Annotated in this window: 25 protein-coding genes; 17 read left to right on the top strand and 8 right to left on the bottom strand. The window is 41.4% G+C overall.

The annotated features are described in order from the left end of the window. Nucleotides 1–6 precede the first annotated feature (6 nt). Nucleotides 7–879 (bottom strand): mechanosensitive ion channel family protein, encoded by an 873-nt coding sequence (locus tag MTF66_RS13375; RefSeq protein ID WP_248527439.1) that lies wholly within the window; start codon nt 877–879, stop codon nt 7–9. A gap of 197 nt (nt 880–1,076) precedes the next feature. Here MTF66_RS13375 and MTF66_RS13370 point away from each other — a divergent pair, with 197 nt between their 5' ends. From MTF66_RS13370 to MTF66_RS13350, 5 genes are all read left to right on the top strand, one after another. Then, nucleotides 1,077–1,286: a hypothetical protein gene (locus tag MTF66_RS13370; RefSeq protein WP_054561957.1), complete on the top strand. Its 210-nt coding sequence runs from the start codon at nt 1,077–1,079 to the stop codon at nt 1,284–1,286. A gap of 217 nt (nt 1,287–1,503) precedes the next feature. Further along, nucleotides 1,504–3,642 (top strand): M3 family metallopeptidase, encoded by a 2,139-nt coding sequence (locus MTF66_RS13365; protein ID WP_054561958.1) that lies wholly within the window; start codon nt 1,504–1,506, stop codon nt 3,640–3,642. An 89-nt stretch (nt 3,643–3,731) separates the two neighbouring features. Beyond that, nucleotides 3,732–4,589, top strand: coding sequence for a carboxylate/amino acid/amine transporter (locus MTF66_RS13360; RefSeq protein WP_054561959.1), 858 nt, complete (start codon nt 3,732–3,734; stop codon nt 4,587–4,589). Between the two features lie 35 nt (nt 4,590–4,624). Then, entirely contained in the window at nt 4,625–5,854 is a 1,230-nt protein-coding gene (locus MTF66_RS13355; RefSeq protein WP_248527438.1) for a glycerophosphodiester phosphodiesterase family protein, read from the top strand. Nucleotides 5,855–5,943: 89 nt separating this feature from the next. Next, nucleotides 5,944–6,681, top strand: a complete 738-nt coding sequence (locus MTF66_RS13350; RefSeq protein WP_248527437.1) for a dienelactone hydrolase family protein — start codon at nt 5,944–5,946, stop codon at nt 6,679–6,681. On the opposite strand, the gene MTF66_RS13345 is transcribed toward MTF66_RS13350, so the two are convergent. Beyond that, complete coding sequence (locus MTF66_RS13345) at nt 6,678–7,589, bottom strand: LysR family transcriptional regulator (protein WP_248527436.1); 912 nt, start codon at nt 7,587–7,589, stop codon at nt 6,678–6,680. The genes MTF66_RS13350 and MTF66_RS13345 overlap by 4 nt on opposite strands. Nucleotides 7,590–7,723: 134 nt before the next feature. Between MTF66_RS13345 and MTF66_RS13340 the strand changes: the two genes are divergently transcribed. From MTF66_RS13340 to MTF66_RS13330, 3 genes are all read left to right on the top strand, one after another. Continuing rightward, the gene (locus MTF66_RS13340; protein WP_058585516.1) at nt 7,724–8,410 is read left to right on the top strand and encodes a type 1 glutamine amidotransferase domain-containing protein; all 687 of its coding nucleotides are present in this window, start codon (nt 7,724–7,726) and stop codon (nt 8,408–8,410) included. A 112-nt stretch (nt 8,411–8,522) separates the two neighbouring features. After that, nucleotides 8,523–9,113: a rhomboid family intramembrane serine protease gene (locus MTF66_RS13335; RefSeq protein WP_248527435.1), complete on the top strand. Its 591-nt coding sequence runs from the start codon at nt 8,523–8,525 to the stop codon at nt 9,111–9,113. A 21-nt stretch (nt 9,114–9,134) separates the two neighbouring features. After that, on the top strand, nt 9,135–9,494 hold the full coding sequence (locus MTF66_RS13330) for a 2OG-Fe(II) oxygenase (protein WP_248527434.1): 360 nt from the start codon (nt 9,135–9,137) through the stop codon (nt 9,492–9,494). Between the two features lie 286 nt (nt 9,495–9,780). Here the strand turns inward: MTF66_RS13330 and MTF66_RS13325 are convergent, their stop codons facing one another. Together MTF66_RS13325 and MTF66_RS13320 are read right to left on the bottom strand one after the other, a co-directional pair. After that, nucleotides 9,781–10,800, bottom strand: a complete 1,020-nt coding sequence (locus tag MTF66_RS13325; RefSeq protein ID WP_248527433.1) for an endonuclease/exonuclease/phosphatase family protein — start codon at nt 10,798–10,800, stop codon at nt 9,781–9,783. Nucleotides 10,801–10,808: 8 nt separating this feature from the next. Beyond that, complete coding sequence (locus tag MTF66_RS13320; protein WP_058585519.1) at nt 10,809–11,183, bottom strand: STAS/SEC14 domain-containing protein; 375 nt, start codon at nt 11,181–11,183, stop codon at nt 10,809–10,811. A 111-nt stretch (nt 11,184–11,294) separates the two neighbouring features. Between MTF66_RS13320 and yghU the strand changes: the two genes are divergently transcribed. The 3 genes from yghU to MTF66_RS13305 are packed head-to-tail and all read left to right on the top strand — an operon-like array spanning nt 11,295 to nt 13,913. Beyond that, the gene (gene yghU / locus MTF66_RS13315; protein ID WP_248527432.1) at nt 11,295–12,134 is read left to right on the top strand and encodes a glutathione-dependent disulfide-bond oxidoreductase; all 840 of its coding nucleotides are present in this window, start codon (nt 11,295–11,297) and stop codon (nt 12,132–12,134) included. A gap of 35 nt (nt 12,135–12,169) precedes the next feature. Then, nucleotides 12,170–13,468, top strand: coding sequence for an MFS transporter (locus MTF66_RS13310; RefSeq protein WP_055021473.1), 1,299 nt, complete (start codon nt 12,170–12,172; stop codon nt 13,466–13,468). Nucleotides 13,469–13,526: 58 nt separating this feature from the next. Next, on the top strand, nt 13,527–13,913 hold the full coding sequence (locus tag MTF66_RS13305; protein ID WP_054561969.1) for a hypothetical protein: 387 nt from the start codon (nt 13,527–13,529) through the stop codon (nt 13,911–13,913). A 60-nt stretch (nt 13,914–13,973) separates the two neighbouring features. On the opposite strand, the gene MTF66_RS13300 is transcribed toward MTF66_RS13305, so the two are convergent. Next, on the bottom strand, nt 13,974–15,896 hold the full coding sequence (locus MTF66_RS13300; protein WP_248527431.1) for a S9 family peptidase: 1,923 nt from the start codon (nt 15,894–15,896) through the stop codon (nt 13,974–13,976). Nucleotides 15,897–16,083: 187 nt separating this feature from the next. On the opposite strand from MTF66_RS13300, the gene MTF66_RS13295 reads away from it, so the two are divergent. Further along, nucleotides 16,084–16,683, top strand: a complete 600-nt coding sequence (locus tag MTF66_RS13295) for an FMN-dependent NADH-azoreductase (protein WP_248527430.1) — start codon at nt 16,084–16,086, stop codon at nt 16,681–16,683. 55 nt (nt 16,684–16,738) lie between these two features. Here the strand turns inward: MTF66_RS13295 and MTF66_RS13290 are convergent, their stop codons facing one another. Both MTF66_RS13290 and MTF66_RS13285 read right to left on the bottom strand, forming a co-directional pair. Next, on the bottom strand, nt 16,739–17,206 hold the full coding sequence (locus tag MTF66_RS13290; RefSeq protein ID WP_248527429.1) for a hypothetical protein: 468 nt from the start codon (nt 17,204–17,206) through the stop codon (nt 16,739–16,741). Beyond that, nucleotides 17,203–17,490, bottom strand: coding sequence for an EF-hand domain-containing protein (locus tag MTF66_RS13285; RefSeq protein ID WP_248527428.1), 288 nt, complete (start codon nt 17,488–17,490; stop codon nt 17,203–17,205). Before MTF66_RS13285 ends, MTF66_RS13290 begins: the two co-directional genes overlap by 4 nt. A 168-nt stretch (nt 17,491–17,658) precedes the next feature. On the opposite strand from MTF66_RS13285, the gene MTF66_RS13280 reads away from it, so the two are divergent. The 4 genes from MTF66_RS13280 (at nt 17,659) to MTF66_RS13265 (ending at nt 20,732) form a co-directional block, all read left to right on the top strand. Next, nucleotides 17,659–19,155: a cryptochrome/deoxyribodipyrimidine photo-lyase family protein gene (locus MTF66_RS13280; RefSeq protein WP_248527427.1), complete on the top strand. Its 1,497-nt coding sequence runs from the start codon at nt 17,659–17,661 to the stop codon at nt 19,153–19,155. Next, nucleotides 19,145–19,297, top strand: a complete 153-nt coding sequence (locus tag MTF66_RS13275; RefSeq protein WP_082401584.1) for a DUF2256 domain-containing protein — start codon at nt 19,145–19,147, stop codon at nt 19,295–19,297. The genes MTF66_RS13280 and MTF66_RS13275 overlap by 11 nt, the downstream gene beginning before the upstream one ends. An 88-nt stretch (nt 19,298–19,385) precedes the next feature. Beyond that, complete coding sequence (locus tag MTF66_RS13270) at nt 19,386–19,814, top strand: OsmC family protein (RefSeq protein WP_062565084.1); 429 nt, start codon at nt 19,386–19,388, stop codon at nt 19,812–19,814. Nucleotides 19,815–19,940: 126 nt separating this feature from the next. Next, nucleotides 19,941–20,732: a putative porin gene (locus MTF66_RS13265; RefSeq protein ID WP_058585527.1), complete on the top strand. Its 792-nt coding sequence runs from the start codon at nt 19,941–19,943 to the stop codon at nt 20,730–20,732. A 65-nt stretch (nt 20,733–20,797) separates the two neighbouring features. Here the strand turns inward: MTF66_RS13265 and MTF66_RS13260 are convergent, their stop codons facing one another. Further along, nucleotides 20,798–22,288 carry a dipeptidase gene (locus MTF66_RS13260; RefSeq protein WP_248527426.1) on the bottom strand — a complete coding sequence of 497 codons (1,491 nt, stop codon included), beginning with the start codon at nt 22,286–22,288 and terminating at the stop codon, nt 20,798–20,800. A 156-nt stretch (nt 22,289–22,444) separates the two neighbouring features. Here MTF66_RS13260 and MTF66_RS13255 point away from each other — a divergent pair, with 156 nt between their 5' ends. Further along, a complete protein-coding gene (locus MTF66_RS13255; RefSeq protein WP_064971746.1) occupies nt 22,445–22,591 on the top strand; it encodes a DUF2986 domain-containing protein in 147 nt (48 codons plus the stop codon). Nucleotides 22,592–22,607 lie beyond the last annotated feature (16 nt).

Below are 22,607 nucleotides of genomic sequence, written 5' to 3'. Positions count from 1 at the left end.
CTTTTTTTATTTTTGGTTATTACGCCTTGTTAAAGCAATCTCACCATCGATATGAATATCGCGCTGCGGGAATGCAATGGTAATGTTATTTTCGGCAAATACTTTATAAATGCTAAAACGCAGCTCACTGCGCACTTGGCGAAGCGGTGCTTCTGATTCAGCACATACCCAGAAAATAGCACTAAAAGTTAAAGAGCTATCAGCAAAGTCATCAAATAACACGGATGATGCTGGTGTTTTTAAAATGGCTGGGTGATCATCAAGAATTTGCTTCATCAGCTTCTCTACAAGCACCACGTCTGAACCATAAGCAACGCCAACATTCACAAATGAACGGGCATTACGGTCAATTAAGGTCCAGTTAGTTACTGTGTTTTCTAATAACTGGCTATTTGGTACCAGCATATGCACACCATCGTTACGGCGGATACGAGTTGAGCGAGTATTAATTGTCTCAACGACTCCTTTAGCTGTGCCCACTTCTAAAAAATCACCAATACGAATTGGTCGCTCCCACATTAAAATCCAACCACTAATAAAGTTATTGATAATATTTTGCGCACCAAAACCAACACCAATTGCAATGGCACCAGAAACAAATGCAAACGCCGTTAGAGGAATGTTGAGTACCTCTAGCGAGGTAAACACAAGTACTGCGATAGTCACAACAAGGTAAATACGAGTAAATAAATGAACCGCGTCAGGGCCTAGGTTTTTTGCCAGTAATGCTTTTTTTATTAATCGACCAATCCAGGTAACCACAAACCACATTAAAAACAGCACCAAAGGCACTTGAATTACTTTTAGTACAGTAATCTGCACATCGTTGTAGGTGAACAATACAAACGATAATGCAGATTGCAGCTCAGCAAGAGACATAAATTAACATTCCTAGTAAAAATCAGTGTGGTTCAGTTGTGACTAAGTTTAGCACGGCATAATAGGTGAAAACTTGGTAAATACTAAGTTCTTTATGCGCAATATGCGCTAATTATTAACTATTTTAGACTACAGCTGCTATATACATAGAGAGAGCTTGAGGTTTCACAGGCTTTGAATAGCACGAGGAGAACACAATGTCACAAATGACACTCACACAAAAACTTGCCACTTTACAGCCCCTAGTTGATCTAAACTTATTTGAATCAAGTTTGGAGTATCGTAACCGCATCTTAAACTTACTTGCTGAGCAAGAGCACTCACTGAATTTAATTAATAAAGAGTTTGGCAACGCCATGCCAGAAAGCTTTGGCTCAGAGAAAAAGTTTGTGTTGGGTTACAACTAATCTATGGTGATTTATTACCAACAAGATTTAAACTGGCAGCTAGTGCCACTTTTTACTTAAGTGAGCCATTAATACACAATTGATGGCTTTTTACACACATTTATCCTCTCAATCACATTATTTGCGTTCAAATTCCCTAATCAAACGACAAACTTGATTGTTTCTAGCCAAAAATTTGATAAGTTAGAAAAGATTTATCCACATTTTTGGAGCTCTCATGCGTAAGACCTTAGTAGCAACTACGATTGCTAGTGTGCTTTTATTATCAGCTTGTAGTTCACAACAAGCCGACACTCAAACTCAAGTTGAAACTGCCGCTGAAACACAAACAGCTAATGTTGAAAACGTTCTTTTCAAGCCAAGCCCTTTACAATACATGGCCCCTGAGTTTGATAAAATTTCGACCAAAGACTACGAGCCAGCGTTTGAAGCAGGCATCGCACAGCAAAAAGCTGAAATTGCAAAGATTGCAAACAACCCAGAACCAGCAACATTTGAAAATACCCTTGTTGCAATGGAGTTCTCTGGTGAGCTATTAGACCGCACGTCTGCGGCATTTTTTAATCTATCGGGTTTAATCTCTGACAGTGAGTACCAACGTATCGCGGCTAAAATGGCGCCGATTATGTCAGCTCACACTGATGACATTTACCTAAACAAAGCTTTATTTGCTCGCGTACAAAGCATTTACGACAACAAAGCATCTTTAAATGCTGAAGATCAACGCCTTGTTGATTACTACTACAAAAAGTTCGTTAACGCGGGTGCAAAACTAACTGAAGCTGAAAAGGCAAAAATGCGTGAAATCAACGCAGAGCTTGCCAAGCTTTCAACTGAGTTTTCACAAAATATCTTAAAATCATTTAAAGAAGATGTGATTTTAGTTAAAGATAAAAGTGAGTTAGCTGGCTTATCTGAAGGTGAAATTGCAAGCCTTGCAGCTGCTGCTAAAAAAGCAGGTAAAGAAGGTTACATGATCACATTGGTGAACACGACTCGCCAACCTATCTTACAAAGCCTTGAAAACCGCAAGCTTCGTGAAAAGATTTGGACAACTTCTTCAACGCGTGCACAAGCAACAAACAGCCCTATCATCATCAAAGAAACTAAGCTACGTGCAGAAAAAGCGGCATTACTTGGTTATAAAGATTGGGCTTCGTATGTAATGACTAATCGTATGGCGCAAACAACTGAAAATGTTTACGGCATCCTTGATGACTTAGCACCGAAAGCGGTTGCTAAAGCAGAAGCTGAAGCAGAGCAAATCCAACAAGTAATTAAAAAGTCAGGTGAAACGTTTGCGCTTCAACCTTGGGACTGGGCGTTTTACGCTGAAAAAGTTCGCCAAGAGAAGTACGACTTAGACCCTGCTTTAGTTAAGCCTTACTTTGAAATGCAGTCAGTAATCCACGACGGTTTATTCTTTGCGATGAATAAACTTTACGGCATTACCTTTAAAGAGCGTAAAGACCTACCGGTTTATCACGAAGACGTCATGGTGTTTGAAGTATTTAACGAAGACGGTAGCGCTATTGGCCTATTCTACATGGACCCTTACGCACGTGAAGGTAAACGTGGTGGTGCATGGATGAGTGCTTATGTTAGCCAAAGCGGCCTTAAAGACACTATGCCTGTGATCTACAACGCACAGAACATTCCTAAGCCAGCTGAAGGTCAACCTACACTTATGACTTTCTCTGAAGTAACGACTATGTTCCATGAGTTTGGTCACGCTGCACACGGTTTATTCTCTGATGTTAAATACCCAAGCTTAGCGGGTACAGCAACTGCTCGTGACTTCGTTGAGTTCCCTTCACAAGCACATGAAGACTGGAATATTGAACCAACAGTACTTGCAAACTATGCCAAGCACTACAAAACAGGTGAGCCAATTCCACAAGCGCTTTTAAATAAAGTACTTGAGTCACAAAAATTCAACCAAGGCTTTGATACAACTGAGTATTTAGCTGCGGCACTGCTTGATATGGAATGGCACTCATTTGGTGTTGATGCTGACATTACAGACGTCCAAAAGTTTGAACATGATGCATTAGATAAGCACGGTATTGCTTACTACCCAGTACCACCACGCTATAAGTCTTGCTACTTCAGCCACACCTTTGCCGGTGGTTACTCAGCGGGTTATTACGCTTACCTTTGGACTGAAGTATTCGCAGCAGATGCGTTTGCACACATGACCGAAGAAGGTGGTTTAACACGTGAAAACGGTGATAATTTCCGTAAAGAGATTTTATCTAAAGGTAACAGCCGCGACTTAATGCAAAGCTACATTGAGTTCCGTGGTCAAAAACCAACAACAGACGCACTATTAAAGCGTCGTGGTTTAGTTGAATAATCTAAAATTATTCGCAAAATGATGAAAGCCCGCAATTAATGCGGGCTTTTTGTTATAGTGCAATTTTTAAAATTACAAATTAATCAAACATGACCTACTTATTTGCTGTAACCCTGCTTTGGGCCTTTTCGTTTAGTCTTATTGGTGTCTATTTAGCAGGCCAAGTGGATGCATGGTTTAGTGTGTTAATGCGCATTGGCTTGGCAACTTGCGTGTTTTTGCCCTTTTTACACTGGCGTAAAACCCCTAAAGCCTTAGCACTAAAGCTCATGGCAATAGGCGCAGTACAGCTTGGTGTGATGTACAGCTTCTATTACCATTCCTTTTTGTACCTTAGCGTGCCCGAGGTACTGCTATTCACGGTAATGACGCCACTTTACATCACTTTGTTAAACGATTTGCTTGAAAAGCGTTTTAATGCCAAGTTTTTATTCGCCGCAATGCTAGCTATTTTAGGTGCCGTTGCTATTCGCTATGAAGGCGTCGATGAAAACTATCTCATTGGTATGCTAATGGTTCAGGCTGCTAATATTTGCTTTGCTACCGGTCAAGTAACTTACAAACGTTTAATGCAAGATGAGCAACTCCCCCACTCTCGGGTGTTTGCTTGGTTTTTCATTGGCGCTTTAATTGTCGCACTAATTTGTTACGGCTTATTTGGTGATACCAGTAAGCTACCCACCACAACGACACAATGGGGCGTGTTAATTTACTTAGGCACGATTGCTTCAGGGCTTGGTTATTTCGCGTGGAATAAGGGCGCAACTATTGTCAATGTAGGTGCCTTGGCCGTAATGAATAACCTACTGATCCCAGCAGGGATCATCGTTAACATTGTGATTTGGAATCGTGATGCCGATATCATCAAGCTTGCCATCGGCGCAGCGATTATCTTATTAGCACTTATTATAAATCAGAAACTTAATAAAACTGCCACGGAGTCATGATAGGCTAAACTCTATTCGATTAGAGGGATGCTGTTATGCGCGCACTGGTTTTATGTTGTTTAGTTTTCGTTATTCAAGGCTGTAAGAGTCTGCCTGTGGATCAGGCAGTGCAAGTGGGTGCTAGGCCTTACTATTTAATCGACAAGATGACAGATGGGCCGTTAAAGCAGCAACTTGCTGAATGCGGTAGTGGCCCTTTCTATAAAACTGATTTTGTAATTGGTCATCGCGGTGCCCCCATGCAGTTTCCTGAGCATAGCAAAGAGTCATATTTAGCCGCTGCAAGAATGGGCGCTGGCGTACTTGAATGTGACGTTGCCTTTACTAAAGACAAACAACTCGTGTGTCGCCATTCACAGTGTGATTTACACACCACTACCAACATTTTAGCGATTCCTGAGCTGGCTGCAAAATGCAGCCAACCTTTTACCCCGGCCAAAGACGGCCAACCAGCTCAGGCTAAATGCTGCACCAGCGATATCACCCAGGCTGAGTTTTTAACCTTAAAGGCTAAAATGGATGGCGCCAACCCAAACGCCAAAACCGTCGCAGAATATATGCAAGGAACACCAAGCTGGCGCACTGATTTATACGCAAACAGTGGCACTGTTATGACCCACCAGCAAAGCATTGAGTTATTCAAATCATTGGGTGTAAAAATGACACCCGAGCTAAAAAGCCCAGAAGTTAGCATGCCATTTAACGGTTTTAGCCAGCAAGATTATGCGCAAAAAATGCTTGATGAGTATCGGGCTTTAGATGTGAATAGCCAAGATGTTTATCCGCAATCATTTAATCTTGAAGATGTGAAGTATTGGCTAAGCAATCACCCTGAATTTGCAAACAACAGTATTTATCTTGATGGTCGAGATGAGCAAGCAGACTTTGATGCTATGGATGAAACAACTTGGCAGCCATCAATGCAGGCTCTATATAACGATGGAGTACGCATTATCGCACCGCCAATGTGGATGCTTTTGAGCCTTGATGAGTCAGGTGCAATCGTGCCTTCCCTTTATGCTATTAAAGCTAAACAAGCCGGACTGAACATCATTACTTGGAGTTTAGAGCGCTCTGGTCCATTAAATAATGGCGGTGGTTATTATTACCAGTCGATTGCCCGTGTAATTAAACAAGATGGGCAAATGATGAAAGTGGTAGACGTCCTTGCTAAGCAAGTGGGTGTGATGGCTATTTTCTCTGACTGGCCTGCTACTCTTACCTATTACGCAAGCTGTATGCAGTATCCTGCCTCAGATAGTTAACTGAGTATCAATAAATTTCAAGGGCTTTTACTCGTCCAAAAGGTGGGGCTGAGGTATTATTAGCTAAACCGTTTTTTACAAGGATAAACATGATTATTCAGCACCATAGCCACGACATAGCGACCAACACAGGTGTAATGCGCACCAGTATTTATCGTCCTGTAGAAGAAGGTAAATACCCGTGTATTATCTTCTACTCTGAGATTTTCCAAGAAACAGCACCAATTGCACGCTCTGCGGCAATACTTGCTGGTCATGGTTTTGTCGTGTTAGTGCCAGAAGTTTTTCATGAGTTAAATCCTATTGGGACAGTACTTGCCTATGATGATGCTGGTAAAGACAAAGGCAATGCCGACAAATGGGCAAAACCGCTTGAGAGCCATGACTCAGACACTGACGCTTTAATTACATTTGCACCTCAGCAAGATTACTGCACAGGGAATGTAGGTGCGATGGGCGTATGTATTGGTGGTCACCTTGCATACCGTGCTGCTTTAAACCCAAGTATCAAAGCCGCTTTTTGTTTATACGCAACAGATATACACAGCGATACTTTACCAGCACAAGCAGGTAATAACTCATTTGAGCGCATGGCAGATATTAAAGGTGAGATCCACTTTGTTTGGGGTAAACAAGACCCACATGTACCAAAAGAAGGCCGCCTTAAAATTTACCAACAAGCGGTGGCAACAGGCATTAATTACCAGTGGCAAGAAGTGAACGCCCAACATGCGTTTATGCGCGACGAAGGCGACCGATACGACCCAGCTCTTGCCATCAGCATGTATCAACAAGCAGTCGCTTTATTTAATCACACACTTGTTTAAATCGTCATAGTGGCTACTTGATTAGTAAAATAATCCTTCAAGTAATCAAGTAAAACCCGCAGCTTTTTACTTCCCGCCGCCCCTGGCGGGAATACGCCATAAAGTTCAATATCAGCAGTTTTGTAATCATCTAAGATTGTGCGTAACAATCCTGCTTTGATCCTTGGCAATGCATCATAAACTGGGATTTTCGCTAAGCCATGCCCGGCTTCTACAAAGGCAGTTCGTGCTGCAGCGTTATTGGTACTTATGCCACCACTAACTGCCACCTCAAAGCGGCGTTTATCTTTTTCGAGCGTGACAACAGCACTACTTGGTTGATACACCACCCATGTATGATCTGCTAAATCGGCGATGCTCTTTGGTATAGGGTTTTTTGTAAAGTAATCGACTGAGCCACATAAGCAAGTAGCCATACTTGCAAGTTTAGTGGCTTGTAAGTTTGAGCTTTCAAGGGCCACGCCTCTAATCGCTAAGTCGTAGCCCTGTTTGATGATATCAACCACATCATCACTAAGCTGTAAATCAATATCAATTTTCGGATACAAACGCTTAAACTGAGCCAGTGCCGGTACCACAAGTTGCAAGCCTACATTCACCGGGCAACTCAATTTAATAACCCCAACCGGTTCACTCTTTAAGTTTTCAAGGTGTAAGTTAGCAGCCTCAGCGTGCTCGGTGATAGCCTGACAACGTTCATAATACGCCATACCTGCTTCGGTGAGGGTCATGGTGCGTGTTGAGCGATTAAGCAAGGTAAGCTTTAGTTGCTGTTCTAATTTCTTTAAGTGATAGCTAACAACAGCCCTTGATAAACCAAGTTGCTGAGCTGCTTTAGTTAAGCTGCCTTGCTGCACAATGTGGGCAAACACCACCATACTTTTTAGCTGCTCAAACGATACTTTCATACAAACTCCTAATCTAACCTGAATTATTGTATCAATTATTAAACCAATGAAGTCAAATTTATCTGCGTTGTTTAACTCTATTTTCACCCCTATAGTGTTATCAACGATGTTTAATACACAAAAAGGGATTCACTATGTCAGCTAAGAAAATTTTAATGGTACTCACTTCACACGATGAACTTGGCGATACCGGCCATAAAACAGGCTTTTGGGTTGAAGAATTTGCAGCGCCCTATTACGCATTTATTGATGCTGGTGTAGAGGTAACTTTAGCCTCTGTTAAAGGTGGCCAACCTCCGGTTGATCCAAACAGTGCAGCTCCTGATGCAGCAACCGATGCCACAAAACGTTTTGAGCAAGACAGTGCGGCAAAAACTTTAATGGCTAATACTAAACCTCTGGCTGAAGTTAAAGCCGATGATTTTGATGCGGTATTTTACCCTGGTGGCCATGGTCCGTTATGGGACTTAGTTGATAACCAAGATTCAATTAGCTTGATAGAGCAATTTCTTAACTCAGAGAAACCAGTGGGTGCAGTATGTCACGCCAGTGCCGTATTACTGAATGCGAAAAATGCCGCTGGTAAATCTGTGGTGTTTGATAAAAAAGTAACCGGCTTTAGTAATTCAGAAGAAGATGCCGTACAGCTTACCAATGTTGTGCCATTACTTGTTGAAGATGAGTTAATCAAACAAGGTGGTCAGTATCAAAAAACCGATGATTGGGGCGAGCTTGCGATTGAAGATGGCCTACTAATCACAGGGCAGAACCCTGCAAGTTCTGAGCTTGCTGCGAAAAAACTACTGACCAAATTAGGTTAAACAAGGTCAACATGCCCTAGGCCTTTAGTAAACACCTTGCATATCAAGGTGTTTACCTTCACTTTTAATAAGTTATACTCATTCGGTCACATTGATTTAAGAGCTTCTCATCATGACTGAAAAAAAAGCTGTCAAAATTCCTCCTATCAGTAGTAAGCGATTCGCAATTTTAGGCATTATGCTGGTGTGCTTGGTACTGCAAATAATTAATACCCTACCCGGCATAAACTTAAACGGCTTAGGTATTTTGCCAAGACAGATATCTGGTTTATCAGGGGTGTTTTTTGCGCCATTTTTACATGGTGGCTGGGCACACCTTTTTAGTAACCTAGTGCCATTTGCTATTCTCGGCTGGCTAGTTTGCCAATTTAGCGTAAAACGCTTTTGGCTGGTGTTTGCAGGCACAGCGCTCATTGGTGGATTACTAGTATGGCTATTTGGCCGCAGCAATATTCATGTAGGACTAAGTGGTGTTATCTACGATTTATGGGGCTACTTAATTAGCTACGGCATTATGCACCGCTCATTCAAAGCCATTTTAATCAGTATTGCGGTTGTTGTGCTATACAGCGGCCTGATTTGGGGTGTCTTCCCGCAGCGCATTCATATTTCATTCGAAAGTCATTTATTCGGCGCAATTAGCGGCGCATTCATTGGCTATATTATGGCAAAGCGTGATAAACAAAAGAGCCCTAAGCTTTAAACTGAAAGCTTTTAAATAATAATGACCACACCTTCACTGTTTAAGAAGCTCTTTCGTTTTGAAAAAGGCAGGCAACTTTCAGGCTACGATAAAATGCTAATTTGCACAGCCCGCTGGCCAATTAAATTTGATATGTATATTTTGCGTTTTCCTGAGGGCAGTGAAATAGCGGCTCACACCGATAAAGTCGCTAGTGGTAAACATTTCAGGCTTAATATTGTACTCAAAAAAGCGCGTGCAGGTGGGAAGTTTATCTGCTCTTCCCCACTCTATGAAAGCTCACGAATCAAATTATTCCGTCCTGATATCTGCGAACATCAGGTGACGCGGGTAACGTCTGGCAGCCGATATCTTTTAAGTATCGGCTGGATAAAAAATTAATAAGTTAACTCCCACGTTTAGAGCTATATTTCAATTGTTTATATAGGCTCATAAAAAACCTAAATAACAATACTAGTGCTACTACTGTAAGTAAAAATAATACGTAAAATAAAGACGTAGTAATGTTACCTTTCATTTGAACAATAACAGATGTGTACTTTATTACGAATAAAAGTAGGACTACTCCACCTAGAATACCCGCTACCAACTTCCATTTGAGTTTAACCATCAAAGCTTGCTCCCTTATAGCTTATAGTTCAACACTAGCAGCAGAAAGTGGTCAGTTTCAACTCCTTAACTTCATTGTCACCATCACAACGCCATGGTCGGTACTTTGATCGTCATAGGCAAACTGTGGGTTGATTAAGTGCTGATCATAGGTGTGATAATCAACCACCTCAAAAAAGCTGCCCTGAAACCCGGCATCAAACTCACGGGATAACAAAATATAATCAAATACTGAGCTGCTACTGCCAAAATAGTGGGTGGCTTCTCTGTCGTTCTCGGTGACAACATGGCGCTGATAGAGTTGCCAACTATCTTGTAGTTTGAACTCTGAACGAGATGGGCTATTTTGCCTATGACCGCTAAAACGAAGGTGGTCAGCGATTAAATGGTTGAGCACACCATCGTGTAACTCATTATTAAAGTCCCCCATCACAATTACAGGGTTATTGGTGTGCGCTCTGCGCTTAATGATTTCAACGAGTAACAGCGCTGCTTCACTGCCACGCTGCATACTTGATGCCCAGCGCCCAAGGGCTTGCGATTTTAACTGCATAACTAAGTTTTGCTGTTCGCTGTGGCTTTCATCATCTTGGTGATGGAGCATGCTGCGCTTTGATTTAAAGTGCACTACATAGCAATCGACGTGTCCTAAGTGAGGTACTTCAAGTGTCGCGCGAATAATACTGCGGCTAAAGTTAAAATTATCCCTCAAGCCCATCGCTAAAATATCATCTTGATCTGCCTCAACCTGACTGACAGCAACAACTTTATAGCGTGAGGCAATGGCCACAACCGGATCGCGATAAATAAAGTCATCAATCACCGTTGGCTCATCAACCACTGCAAAATAAGGGTAACCCTCTGCGTTAACTTGTTGTTTTAGTTCATTGATACTGAACACTTCTTGAAAGCCAATAATATCTGGCAGCTGATTTTTAAGGTAATCGGCCAACCAGCGCTGCTTTTTGGCCCACTGCTCAGCGCTATAAATACGCTGAAAATCATAAAATGCGTCAGGTGGCGCTAAATAATTATATAAATTAAACGTTGCCACCTTTAGTTGACTGTTTTCTATCACTTAATTCCTTATTCGTGTAACCACTCAGTGGCAATAATTGGGTCTTCAAAGTATTTCACTTCGCCACTGATAAACCAGTTACCCACTTTGCTTGCCACTTGTTGCCAGTTTTTGTTACCAAGCACAGCTATACGGCAAAACTCTTTGTTATGTTTAAGGCCTAACTTAAAATCATCCCACGCCGCTTGTAACTCCCAGCCTTCTAACTCAGTAATATCAACATAGGCTCTTATTTTTGCACTCGGAACTGCTGCTACAGCATTATCTATAAGAGGAGTGAGAGTTTTATAATCCTCGTGGGTAAGCTTTCCGACTACTTTAATTGTGAGATAAAAAGTCGTGCCAGTTCGCTCAAGGCCAATGGCTAAACCATGCTTTTTCATGTCATCCTCCTTGTTATTCATAATTAATAACTGTACTTCCCTTGCTCTATCTGATCAACTAGGATGGTAGTCTCGTAATGACATTCATTAAAGCACAATTTAGGAGTTTCAATGAGTAATACCGACAGTTATACGCCACCTAAAGTGTGGCAATGGGATGCAGAAAACGGTGGTGAATGGGCGAAGACGAATCGTCCGGTCTCAGGTGCAACCCACGAGCAAGACTTGCCCGTTGGTAAACACGATCTTCAACTCTACTCGCTTGCGACACCAAACGGCCAAAAAGTCACTATCATGCTCGAAGAGCTATTAGAGCTTGGTATTGATGAAGCCGACTACGATGCATTTTTAATTAAAATTGGCGATGGTGACCAGTTCTCTTCAGGGTTTGTAAGTGTTAACCCTAATTCAAAAATCCCAGCCTTAATGGATCACAGTACAGCGCCCGTTACTCGCGTGTTTGAGTCAGGTGCAATTTTACAATACCTGGCAGAAAAGTTTGATGCGCTGATCCCAAGCGATCACGCTAGTAAAACAGAATGTCGAAATTGGCTATTTTGGCAAATGGGCTCTGCCCCATACTTAGGTGGAGGCTTCGGTCATTTTTATAGTTATGCCCCTTTCAAAATGCAGTACCCAATTGATCGCTTCACCATGGAAGTAAAACGCCAGTTAGACGTATTAAACCGCCATTTAAGCGACCATGACTACATGGCTGGTAGCGAATATTCAATTGCCGATATCGCTATTTGGCCTTGGTATGGCAGCTTGGTACTTGGCAATTTATATGATGCGGCAGAGTTTTTAGATGTTGAGTCATATAGTCATGTGATGCGCTGGGCAAAACAAATTGAGCGCCGCCCTGCTGTACAACGAGGTCGCAGAGTTAACAAAACATGGGGTGATGAAGCTGAGCAGTTAGCAGAGCGCCACTCTAGGGAAGATTTTTAAGGGCTTAAGTGCCCTTTTTCATAAAAACAAAAAGTATGCAAAAGCTCAGTAAAGAAGATATCTACCAACGCCTCAGTAACACCGAGGATGCCCGTGCCTGCAAAGCGATTGATGAAGCTGCTTGTAAAGTGGTGCCCGGCAATTTCCTTACCTTATTAGTAAGCCAACTATTTAGTAAGTTTGCAGATGCCCTGTTAAACCCTAAAGTGACCCTGCCTTGGCTTCTACAAAGCATTAATGTACCAAGTAGTTTTATTGCTTGGCTTGTGCCTATTCGTGAGTCAGGCTCAATGTTGCCACAACTAGCCATCGCCAGTGCTATTCGTAGGCTGCCTGTTAGAAAGTGGGTTTGGGTGATTGGCGCCATAGTGCAAGCCTTGTGTATTGTTGGCATGCTTATATGTGCTTTAACACTCCAAGGTGCAACGGCAGGTTTTGCTATCATCGCTATTTTGATTATCTTTAGCCTTGCTCGTGGCTTTAATTCCATTGCTGCAAAAGATGTATTAGGCAAGGTCATACCTAAACAACAACGAGGCAGCATTAGCGGCCTTGCTGCGAGTTTTGCCGGATTTGCAACGCTCACTTTTGGTCTTGGTTTATGGTATCTACAAAGCCTTGGCTATGAAAATGGGGTGTATGTAGCTTTAATGCTGGCCGCTTTAATGTGGCTGTTTGCAGCGCTCAGTTATAGCCGCATTCAAGAATACAAGGGCGCAACCGAGGGCGCTGAAAACGGCTTTTTACATGCTTTATCAAAATTAAAACTGCTTTACCAAGATAAGCAATTTGCTCACTTTATTATCACTCGTGCGTTGTTGCTATGTTCTGCTTTGAGCGCACCGTTTTATATCGTTCTTGCCAGTGAACAGGCTTTCGACTTTTCACTACTTGCTACGTTTATGGCGCTTTCTGGGCTTGCCAGCTTAGTCTCTGCGCCTATCTGGGGTCGACTAAGTGACTTATCGAGCCGCAAGGTATTAGTGTTTGCTGCAATGCTCGTCACCCTCAACGGTTTCGCCGTTTATTTAGTTGCTTATCTGAGCCCACAAACGCTCAATGAGTTTTGGCTATTACCGCTCTGTTATTTTTTACTCACCGTAGCTCATCAAGGGGTTCGCCTTGGTCGTAAAACCTACCTTGTTGATATGGCTGAAGGAAACAAGCGCACAGACTATGTCTCTGTTAGTAATACAGTGATTGGGGTTATATTATTACTGCTAGGTAGCGTCGGCTTACTAAATACCTACTTAACGACTGCTGAGTTAATTTTTTTCTACAGTATCTTAGGCTTACTTGGTGCAATTAGTGCGTGGTTTTTACCCGATGCCTAGACCCTACAGTAAAAAAAGCGCATAATCGCGCTGATTTTATTTCCAAAAAGGACTTACTATGAAAAAGGCAGCTCTTGCACTTCTTACGCTACTTACACTTTCTGCTTGTAGCACCAGTGTGCCTATTCGTAACTTTGACGCAAACCCTGTACCGCAAATGGCGTCTGGCCAACATGACCTTGAAAGTATCAAAACCAATATTTTAAAAGCATGTATGAAACTAGGCTGGACGTGTCGTTCAAATGCCGAGGGTCAAATCTTAGGTAAACTTGATATTCGTAAACACCAATTACGTGTTGATATTACGTTTAACGAGCAAGAATATTCTATTGATTACAAAGATTCGATAAACCTTGATTACAATGGCAAAAAAATCCACCGCCAATATATCAATTGGGTTACCAACTTAATGCGCAATATTGATGCTGAATTAGCTTATAAATAAAATTGACGCAAAATCAGGTATTAAAAAAGGCGACCTAGGTCGCCTTTTTCTTTGCTAATTCTAGTTTTTTAAGTTCTTATCGAAGAACTCTAAAAACGCTTTCAACGTTTTAATTCTATACGGCTGGTGCGATAAGTAATGGTCGCCATCTTCGAGCTCAATGTAAGTAACATCTTTGCCTTCGTCTTTAAGTTCATCATCCATTTCACGGCTATGATAAACAGGCACCACGTTATCATCAGAGCCATGAACCAATAGCACCGGACGATTAATTTGCTTTGCAAAATTAACAGGCGACACTTTTTCTAGTTTATCGCCATCAGTTCCAAATTGCTTACGCACAATTTCTTTATTAGTGAAATAACGCGCTTTACTAACAATACGCTCAAGATCAGTAACGCCAGCAAAGCTTGCTGCACATTTGAATGTTTCTGGGTGTTTAACCACCGCCATTAATGCAGCATAACCACCATAACTTGCCCCGCCAATACAAATTTTATCTTTATTTGCGATACCTTCTTCAACAAGCCAATTCGCCGCATCTTGCAAGTCATCTTGCATTTCATTACCATAACCTTGAACTGCAGCCATCTCAAATTCATGGCCATAGCCACTCGAACCACGGAAGTTTGGTTGCAGTACTGCATAACCATTATAAGCAAGTAACGCAGTCCAATAGTCAAAACCAGCGTAATCACGAGCCATTGGCCCGCCATGAGGGAACACAATAGTTGGTAATTTATCCCCTTCTTTGTAGCCCACAGGTAAAGTTAAATACCCTTCAATAGTTAAGCCATCACGAGCTTTATAACTAATTTTCTTTTTACCGCTGTAAACAGTTTCATCAACATCTGGAAATGCCGAGGCAAATGCAGTTAATTCGTTAGAATCTCGGTCACCCAGCATATAGGTACCAGGGATTTGCTCACCTGAAACGTAAACCACATATTGACGCTGTTCTTTACTAGTATCAATAATATCAATATCAAACTTATCTGCCGGCAATACAGCGCGTAAGCCATTATAAAGGTTGTTTAAATCTTCATCCCAGTAACGGATCCCCTCATCTAATTGAGAGTGCGTAAACCCTGCTACTTCACCTGTAAGAGATGAATAGAATATATGACCGTCGAAGTCATAGTTATCATCGCTGAACACTAACTCTTTTTTCATGGTCGTTAGGTCCATTTTATAAAGCGCATCATAGCCATCTTTAAGAGCTTTGAAGTAAAGAATATTAGGGTCTTTATCGAAGCCCAAAACAGTCACTACATCAGGACTAAATGCTTTATATTTGAATAACGTTTTACGGTTATCTCGATCTTCGTCATAAAGAATATATTCAAATTCGTCTTCATCCATTTTTAGAGCAATACGCACATTACCTTGGCGGTCTGCTGTCCAATCGATAACTTTACTACGTGAGCGCTGAATTTTTTTCTTACGAAGTGTACTTAAATCAAGTTCATACACGCCAGGGGCATTGGCAACATCAAAATCACCTTGAACTAAAATTTTATCTTTTTTATCGGGTAAAAAGCTGATGACCTGATCACCAAATTGCGGTTGGCGTTCATCACGATTAAAGTTAGGCTTTATAGCCAGTTTCGCCTTGCCATCACCACCAATTTTATATGCATATAAACGCGTAGAGGTATATTTAGGGCCGCCAAATTGGCGTTGAATATAGCGGGCACCTAAAAGTAGTACCTCATCATTTGCCCATTCATACCAATCGAAGAAAATAGTGTGATTATCTGAACGAATAATAGAATCAGCTTCTTTAGTTTTACGGTTATAAACCATTAAAACCAGCTCACCATTTACATTTCGAATAAACGATAAATTTTTACCATTTGGCGAAAATTTTACTTGGCTAAAAGCGCGTAATGAGGCGAATGATTCTACAGGGAGTTGTGTGTTTTCAGCAGCACGAGGCATTAAGCTCAGCACTGCAAAAAGAGTAAGCAGTAAGTACTTCATAATAAAGTCCATTTCTTTTTTATTGTCGCGGCAATAGTAACATTAAATTACAAAAAAAGACTAATTCAAAAAATTAGACACCTCTTCTATTCGTTTAAAACGAACGTAATGCTCGATTAATAGCATTATTAATTTATTTTTTGCTAATTATAATAGCTGCACAACTTCAGTTTTCTTAGGTGACATGATGAAAAAAGTACTTGTGTTAAATTCATCTTTAAATGGTGAACAAGGTAATTCAACCAAGCTTAGCCAACTATTTGTTGAGCAGCTTGCTAACAACCAACAAATTTCAGTAACAACTCGCGATTTAAGCGACAATGCGATTGCTCACTTAACGCAGACAGAAATGGCTGCTTGGATGACTGATGCAAACGAACGTAGCGATGAGCAAAAGCTACTTGCTGCAATTTCTGACGATTTAATTGCTGAACTTAACGATAACGAACTGATTGTTATTGGTATGCCAATGTATAACTTTGGTATTCCATCAACATTCAAAGCTTGGATTGATCGTATTGCTCGTGCTGGTATTACATTTAAATACACAGAGCAAGGCGCTGTAGGTTTAATTAAAGACAAAAAAGTAGTGGTACTTGCTGCCCGTGGCGGTATCTATCAAGGCACAGAGATAGATACACAAACTAAATACTTAAATGATGTACTTGGTTTTGTGGGTATGACTGATGTTAACTTTATTTACGCTGAAGGCCTTGCGATGCCAGGTGCAGAGCAAAGCTTAGAAGCAGCACAAAACGAAATAAAGGCTTTCACCGCGTCACTTTAATATGTGATTAATAAAGCTAGATATAAAAAAGCGGTCATCATGACCGCTTGGTGATTTACACTGTGACCGATAAAAGCGAATCACCTTCAGATAAACCAAACTTTTCTTGCACAGAGGCTAGAATCGCTTCTTTATCTTCTTCTCCCAGTTGATCAGAATATTGCGCTAACAACTCATCTAAATAACTGACAACTTCTTCGCTATCAACCTGCTCAAGTGAATTACCACTTGGCGGTGGTGGTGGCGGACCAGGCGGACGCTCACCTTCAGGACGACCTAATTCACCGACTTCAGCGGCATCAAAGCCAGCTTCAGCCATAATTGCTTCCATTTCTTGACCCGGTTGAATTCCCGCATCCATAAATGTTTGCATAATAGATTGTGCATCTTCTGCAGTTAAGTTTTCAGGATCAAATTGAGCTAAGGTTTCATTCATTAACTCTGTTTGTTCACTGGTCAACGGCTCTGCTTGAGGTCGTTGCATGGGCTGAAAATTCGCACCCGATGAAACACTGTTGATCATCGTTGATTTTCCTTACGTTTTAGTGGTTTATGGTTGTTGAACTCGTCTTCAGTTACTTCACCATTTTGATCAGCATCCATGTCATTAAAAATGGTTTGCAGCATATCTTCAGGCATAGGCTGTTCACTAAACTCAGTAAAATCAATCGCCCCATTGCCATCTATATCAATCGATGCAAAGTCAGGTCGCTGGGGTGGACCGCCTTGATGGTCGCGAGCAAAGTAAGCGGGCGCTGTGGCTAACAACGAAATAGCTAAAACAGAAAGTGCAGATAATTGCTTCATAGCGAACCTCTTATGTCATTCAATTGACCGTAAGCATAATCTGAATACCATCCAAAAGTGTGTGGGCAATATGCTACAAATGTGGAAACTTTGTGGATTGCTTTAGTAATTAATCTAAGTTGCGACTTGCTACGTATAAGCACCAAAGCAATTTTCAACTCCACGTTTATGGCAGGCTCAAAAAAACAAAAAGTAAATCTTGTTTGGTTTAAACGTGACCTACGACTATCTGATCATCAGCCACTTGCCAGTGCAATTGCATCAGAGCTGCCTTGCTTACTTATTTACAACTTTGAGCCCCTATTACTCGAAGACCCCCATTACAGCTTTAGGCACTGGCGTTTTATTGCTCAGTCACTTAAAGACATCAACCAACAGCTCGAAAAATACAACGCTGAAATCGCTATTTATAATCAAGAAATGATTACCTTGTTAAAAACCCTTAGTGAAGATTTTGATATTGCAGGGGTTTATAGTCATGAAGAAATAGGTCTTTACAATACCTTTGAGCGAGATAAACAGGTCAAACGCTGGCTAAACAGCAAAGCAATTCCTTGGCATGAAACGCCACTTGGAGGTGTAAAACGAGCGCGGCCAAAACAGTTTGATTGGCAAACACATTGGCATGGCGTGATGAACCAACGCCTTGTAACGCCAAATTGGCAGGCTTTTAATGCAGTGCTGCCTCATAATTACCAAGCAGCAACCTGTGCTGATGATTTTCTAAAGCACGACCCGAAGTTTCAATATGGTGGCCCTCATGCAGCTAGAGCTTGCCTACAGAGCTTTGTAGAAGAGCGTGCAAAGAGCTACCAAAGTGGCATCTCGAGTCCTTCCAAAAGTAGAGATTCATGCTCTAGGCTTTCGCCTTACTTAGCTTTTGGCAACTTGAGCCTCAGACAAGTTTATCAAACTCTAAAATACTATTTAGCAAAGCAGCCTTTAAGCTGGCATCGCTCATTATATGCTTTCGAGTCAAGGCTTCACTGGCATTGCCATTTTATGCAAAAATTCGAAACTCAATGCAGCATGGAGTTTGCACCGCAAAATGCGGGCTACAAGCACTACCCTTATCGTGATGATGAACATCTTGCTGAGCACCTAAAGCGCTTTGAGCAAGGTCAAACAGGTATTCCCATTATTGATGCGTGCATGCGCTGCCTAGCAGCAACGGGTTACATTAATTTTCGAATGCGCGCTATGTTAGTCAGCTTTATGACTCATCATATGAACATTCATTGGCAATCCGTCAGCTTTATTTTATCGCGTTATTTTTTAGATTTTGAGCCTGGTATTCACTACCCACAAATCCAAATGCAAGCATCTGTCACAGGAACCAACACGATTCGTTTGTATAACCCAATAAAGCAATCTGAAGATAAAGACCCAGATGGTATATTTATTAAAACATGGTGCCCTGAGCTTAAAAACTTACCCATAGAAGATCTCCACCAGCCATGGCAACAGCCGCCAATGGAGGCCTTATTTAATAACTTTAAACTCGGCGAAGACTACCCTGAGCCTATGGTAGACATTGAACATGCAGCCAAACAAGCACGTGAGCGATTATGGTCATTTCGAGAACGTGATGATGTAAAGCGTGGTACAAAAGCCGTACTGAATAAGCATGTGATAAGCCTTAAAAGACAACGCCATGGCTCATAAAAAGCTTAATTTACCCAGCAAAACCTGCCCCGTTTGCGACAGGCCATTTATGTGGCGTAAGAAGTGGCAACGTGACTGGGAGCATGTAAAGTACTGCTCAGAACGTTGCAAGCGTGAAGCAAAAAGAAATATTGGCGTTTAAGTTGCACTTATATCGTTAACTCACAGTTTTCGGCACAAAACCCTGAAAGCCTTTCACGGTTGTCGAAAAAATTACAAAGGAGATGATGATGACGATTAAAAAATCTGCACATACGAGTTGGTCTGGTGATATTAAATCTGGCAAAGGCTATATTTCTAGTCAAAGTGGCGCGCTTGAGAAACAGCCATTTGGCTTTAACACTCGCTTTGAAGATAAGCCGGGCACTAACCCTGAAGAGCTGGTTGCAGCGGCACACAGTAGCTGTTTTAGCATGGCGCTATCGCTTGCACTAACTGAAGCAGGCTTTGTCGCTGACGACATAACGACCAAAGCAACAGTGAGTCTTGATGAAGTTGATGACGGCTTCGAAGTGAGCCACATTGCACTTGATGTTAGTGCTAAGATAAAAGAAATTTCGAGCGAAAAGTTTGAGCAACTTTGTGAGCAAACCAAGCAAGGCTGCCCTATTTCTAAACTGATGAATGCCGAAATATCACTCACCACAACGCTTAATTAATCTCTGTAGGCCAAGCACTGCTTGGCCTTTTCACAAACTAACAGACCCACAACACTTTATTACAATGTAAATACCTACTTGTTGTATTATCTTGATGAAGCAAAACCAAATACAACAAGGATATGTATGTTTAAACAACTTGCCCCTATTGCTCTGGCAGCACTTGCTTATTCAAGCAGCTCTATCGCAACAGAACAACAGATGAGTAAACAATGGTTCAATAGTATCGACTATACGCACATAGAGAGTAACAGATATAGTTTTAATGCTTACCAATTAGTGAGTCATTACTACTTTGAGGAGCAGCAGAGCTCTGGGGTACTTGATGATTATGGCTACCTAGATACAGATTCCAACATCCGAGTGAATTACTTTAATAGCGATTACACTGATTATCTTGGCATGTTTGGTGAAGGATTTTATAAAAACTGGTTTGTTACAGGTGAAATTTACGATGTTGATGATGCTGATGACTATACCTTAGGAATAGGCTATTTATTTGCCGATGCCTTAAAGGTCTCTGTAAATAGGGATGTGCGTGAATATGGTGATGATTATTTCCGCTTAAAAGCGCAGTATAACCTCCAAATAAACGATAAGGATTACCTTGGTTTTAGCGCGGAAACAGATGATGAACTCGACGTTTGGAATGTCTCTGCCAGATACTTTAATCATTTAAGTGGTAGCCATTACATTACTGTCGATGTTGGCCACCAAGACAGCCTTAATGATTCAGCAAGCAATGCCATGATCAGCTACTACTTCGGCGATCACTATGCCATAGGCGCAGGTTTGGATGATTCTGAACTCGTTTTACAAGGCAAGTACTTTATTAATGATAAATACTATTTAACCGCGAATTACACTGAAAGCGGCTCTGCTGAACTTTATAACCTTAAGTTTGTTGCCCAGTTTTAAACTGATATGAGCCAATAGCTTTAAACAAAAACGCCGCTATAAAGCGGCGTTTTCAGTTTATAGAATTACATATTACCTAGCTTAATCATCATTGCAGTGTACATTTTTAAGTTCAGTTCTAACTGCTCTTCAGTAATAAACTCATGCTCTGAGTGGCCTGTGTACTTTTTACCTGGCATTGATGGACCAAATGACACCGCATTATCAAATAACTTAGCATTTGTGCCACCACCTATTGATACAAAGCCCGCGTCTTTATCGCCGGTAAAGTGCTTAAAGATATCGAGTAACGCCTCTGCATGAGGCGCACCATCTAGCAGCATTGGCGTACCAATCACAACTTTAGTGTCTTTTAACGTAACACCATTAGTGGTTTGCCAAGCGCTAAGTGCTTCATTAATTTGCTGCTCAAGCACCGCTTCTTGTTTACCTACCGGACGACGCATATTAATCGACAATTTAATCTCGTTACCGTCACGGCTTAATAAGGTTGGCGAAACAGTCATCGGGCCCATAAAGTCATGCTTGTAACCAATTTCACCGAATTGTGCGCCGTATAAATCAAGACCAATTAGCTGATTGATAAACTCAATTGCTTGACCATCGCTATTGTTCTCAAGATCAATACCTTTAAAGATTTCTGCAAGGTGCGCAATGGCGTTTTCACCCGCTTCTGGCTCAGAAGAATGCGCTGAAATCCCCTTCACTTGTACTAACAAGCCATTTGTTTGCTCAGTCATCGCCACTTTGACGTTTTTAAGCTGAGCAACATTATCGTGCAATTTAGCCACAGTTGCTGCATCAGCGTTATGTACTAACACACTGGCATCTTCAGGGATTTGGCTAACAAAGGCGCCGCCTTTTAAGTCACTAACATATAAGCCTGTTTGTGCAGAGGTCGCTGAGAAAGTCGGGGCAATTAAGCTCCAGCCTTTTTCTGCAACAACCACAGGGTATGAAGCATCAATAGTGACAGCGTATTTTGGTTGCTGATAGGTTTTCATGAACTCTTCGAGTGGTGCCCAGTCAGACTCTTCTGCAAGGTAAACCATTAATTCAATACGGTTATTTAATGTAATACCCTTGTCTTTAATCGCCTTCATTGCATGCAGTGCAGTCGCAATTGCGCCTTTATCATCTTCTGTACCACGTGCAATTAGCTTTCCTGGCTCAGAGGTTTTATCCATTTTAAATGGACTTTCCTGCCATTTACTGGCATCTGCAGGTTGTACATCACCATGGGTTACTATGGTTACTTTTTCAGTTTGGTTACCCATGCCAATTAACACTGTGTAGCCTAAATCTTGATAATCAAAACCAAACTGAGCCGCTTTCATTTTTAAGAACGACTTAAAGCCAATGAAATCTGGGTTATCAGGAGTCGCTAGACCTTCTTTATTTACCGTTGGATACGAAACTAAATTCTCTAAGGTATGAATTTGCGCTTGTTGATATTGCTCTACCGCGTAGTTAGCCAGCTTTTCACTTTGCTCAGACACAGCAGCCTGACTAGAGAAAGCACTTAATAAAAATGCAGCAAGTAATGAATGTTTCAAGATAAGCTCCAGAGTTTAAGAAGGTTTTTAGAAAGTCGCTTTAATTGTAACGCTTATAACGCCGACATAACATCTCTAATTCAAGCAAAATAGATCGCTTAAAAATACCAACAAGGTACAATAGCCACTCACCCTATTAATTCGTTTGTTAGACTCATGAACCGCAGAAAAAAGATCTTCACTAAACTTAAGCAAAAAGATAAGCGTGCCAATGCAAAATTGCATAAAAGCAATAAACCGGCCTACATTTCAAAGGCAGAACGCGAAAAATTAGCACAGCAAGAAGCTGAGCAGGAAAGTTAAAATACCTAGCGGTCAG

It is taken from the genome of Pseudoalteromonas sp. 2CM39R (genome assembly GCF_023161845.1).
Note: the sequence above shows the minus strand (reverse complement) of the source record. Positions and strands in the feature narration are given on the sequence as shown.

Coding starts and splice junctions, on each gene's coding strand:
- MTF66_RS13280 (WP_248527427.1), top strand. CDS start 17,659: ATGGCAGGCTCAAAAAAACAAAAAGTAAATCTTGTTTGGTTTAAACGT.
- MTF66_RS13335 (WP_248527435.1), top strand. CDS start 8,523: ATGACTGAAAAAAAAGCTGTCAAAATTCCTCCTATCAGTAGTAAGCGA.
- MTF66_RS13270 (WP_062565084.1), top strand. CDS start 19,386: ATGACGATTAAAAAATCTGCACATACGAGTTGGTCTGGTGATATTAAA.
- MTF66_RS13360 (WP_054561959.1), top strand. CDS start 3,732: ATGACCTACTTATTTGCTGTAACCCTGCTTTGGGCCTTTTCGTTTAGT.
- MTF66_RS13290 (WP_248527429.1), bottom strand. CDS start 17,206: ATGATCAACAGTGTTTCATCGGGTGCGAATTTTCAGCCCATGCAACGA.
- MTF66_RS13365 (WP_054561958.1), top strand. CDS start 1,504: ATGCGTAAGACCTTAGTAGCAACTACGATTGCTAGTGTGCTTTTATTA.
- MTF66_RS13355 (WP_248527438.1), top strand. CDS start 4,625: ATGCGCGCACTGGTTTTATGTTGTTTAGTTTTCGTTATTCAAGGCTGT.
- MTF66_RS13300 (WP_248527431.1), bottom strand. CDS start 15,896: ATGAAGTACTTACTGCTTACTCTTTTTGCAGTGCTGAGCTTAATGCCT.
- MTF66_RS13265 (WP_058585527.1), top strand. CDS start 19,941: ATGTTTAAACAACTTGCCCCTATTGCTCTGGCAGCACTTGCTTATTCA.
- MTF66_RS13310 (WP_055021473.1), top strand. CDS start 12,170: ATGCAAAAGCTCAGTAAAGAAGATATCTACCAACGCCTCAGTAACACC.
- MTF66_RS13305 (WP_054561969.1), top strand. CDS start 13,527: ATGAAAAAGGCAGCTCTTGCACTTCTTACGCTACTTACACTTTCTGCT.
- MTF66_RS13330 (WP_248527434.1), top strand. CDS start 9,135: ATGACCACACCTTCACTGTTTAAGAAGCTCTTTCGTTTTGAAAAAGGC.
- MTF66_RS13295 (WP_248527430.1), top strand. CDS start 16,084: ATGAAAAAAGTACTTGTGTTAAATTCATCTTTAAATGGTGAACAAGGT.
- MTF66_RS13340 (WP_058585516.1), top strand. CDS start 7,724: ATGTCAGCTAAGAAAATTTTAATGGTACTCACTTCACACGATGAACTT.
- MTF66_RS13375 (WP_248527439.1), bottom strand. CDS start 879: ATGTCTCTTGCTGAGCTGCAATCTGCATTATCGTTTGTATTGTTCACC.
- MTF66_RS13320 (WP_058585519.1), bottom strand. CDS start 11,183: ATGAAAAAGCATGGTTTAGCCATTGGCCTTGAGCGAACTGGCACGACT.
- MTF66_RS13350 (WP_248527437.1), top strand. CDS start 5,944: ATGATTATTCAGCACCATAGCCACGACATAGCGACCAACACAGGTGTA.
- MTF66_RS13285 (WP_248527428.1), bottom strand. CDS start 17,490: ATGAAGCAATTATCTGCACTTTCTGTTTTAGCTATTTCGTTGTTAGCC.
- yghU (WP_248527432.1), top strand. CDS start 11,295: ATGAGTAATACCGACAGTTATACGCCACCTAAAGTGTGGCAATGGGAT.
- MTF66_RS13345 (WP_248527436.1), bottom strand. CDS start 7,589: ATGAAAGTATCGTTTGAGCAGCTAAAAAGTATGGTGGTGTTTGCCCAC.
- MTF66_RS13275 (WP_082401584.1), top strand. CDS start 19,145: ATGGCTCATAAAAAGCTTAATTTACCCAGCAAAACCTGCCCCGTTTGC.
- MTF66_RS13370 (WP_054561957.1), top strand. CDS start 1,077: ATGTCACAAATGACACTCACACAAAAACTTGCCACTTTACAGCCCCTA.
- MTF66_RS13255 (WP_064971746.1), top strand. CDS start 22,445: ATGAACCGCAGAAAAAAGATCTTCACTAAACTTAAGCAAAAAGATAAG.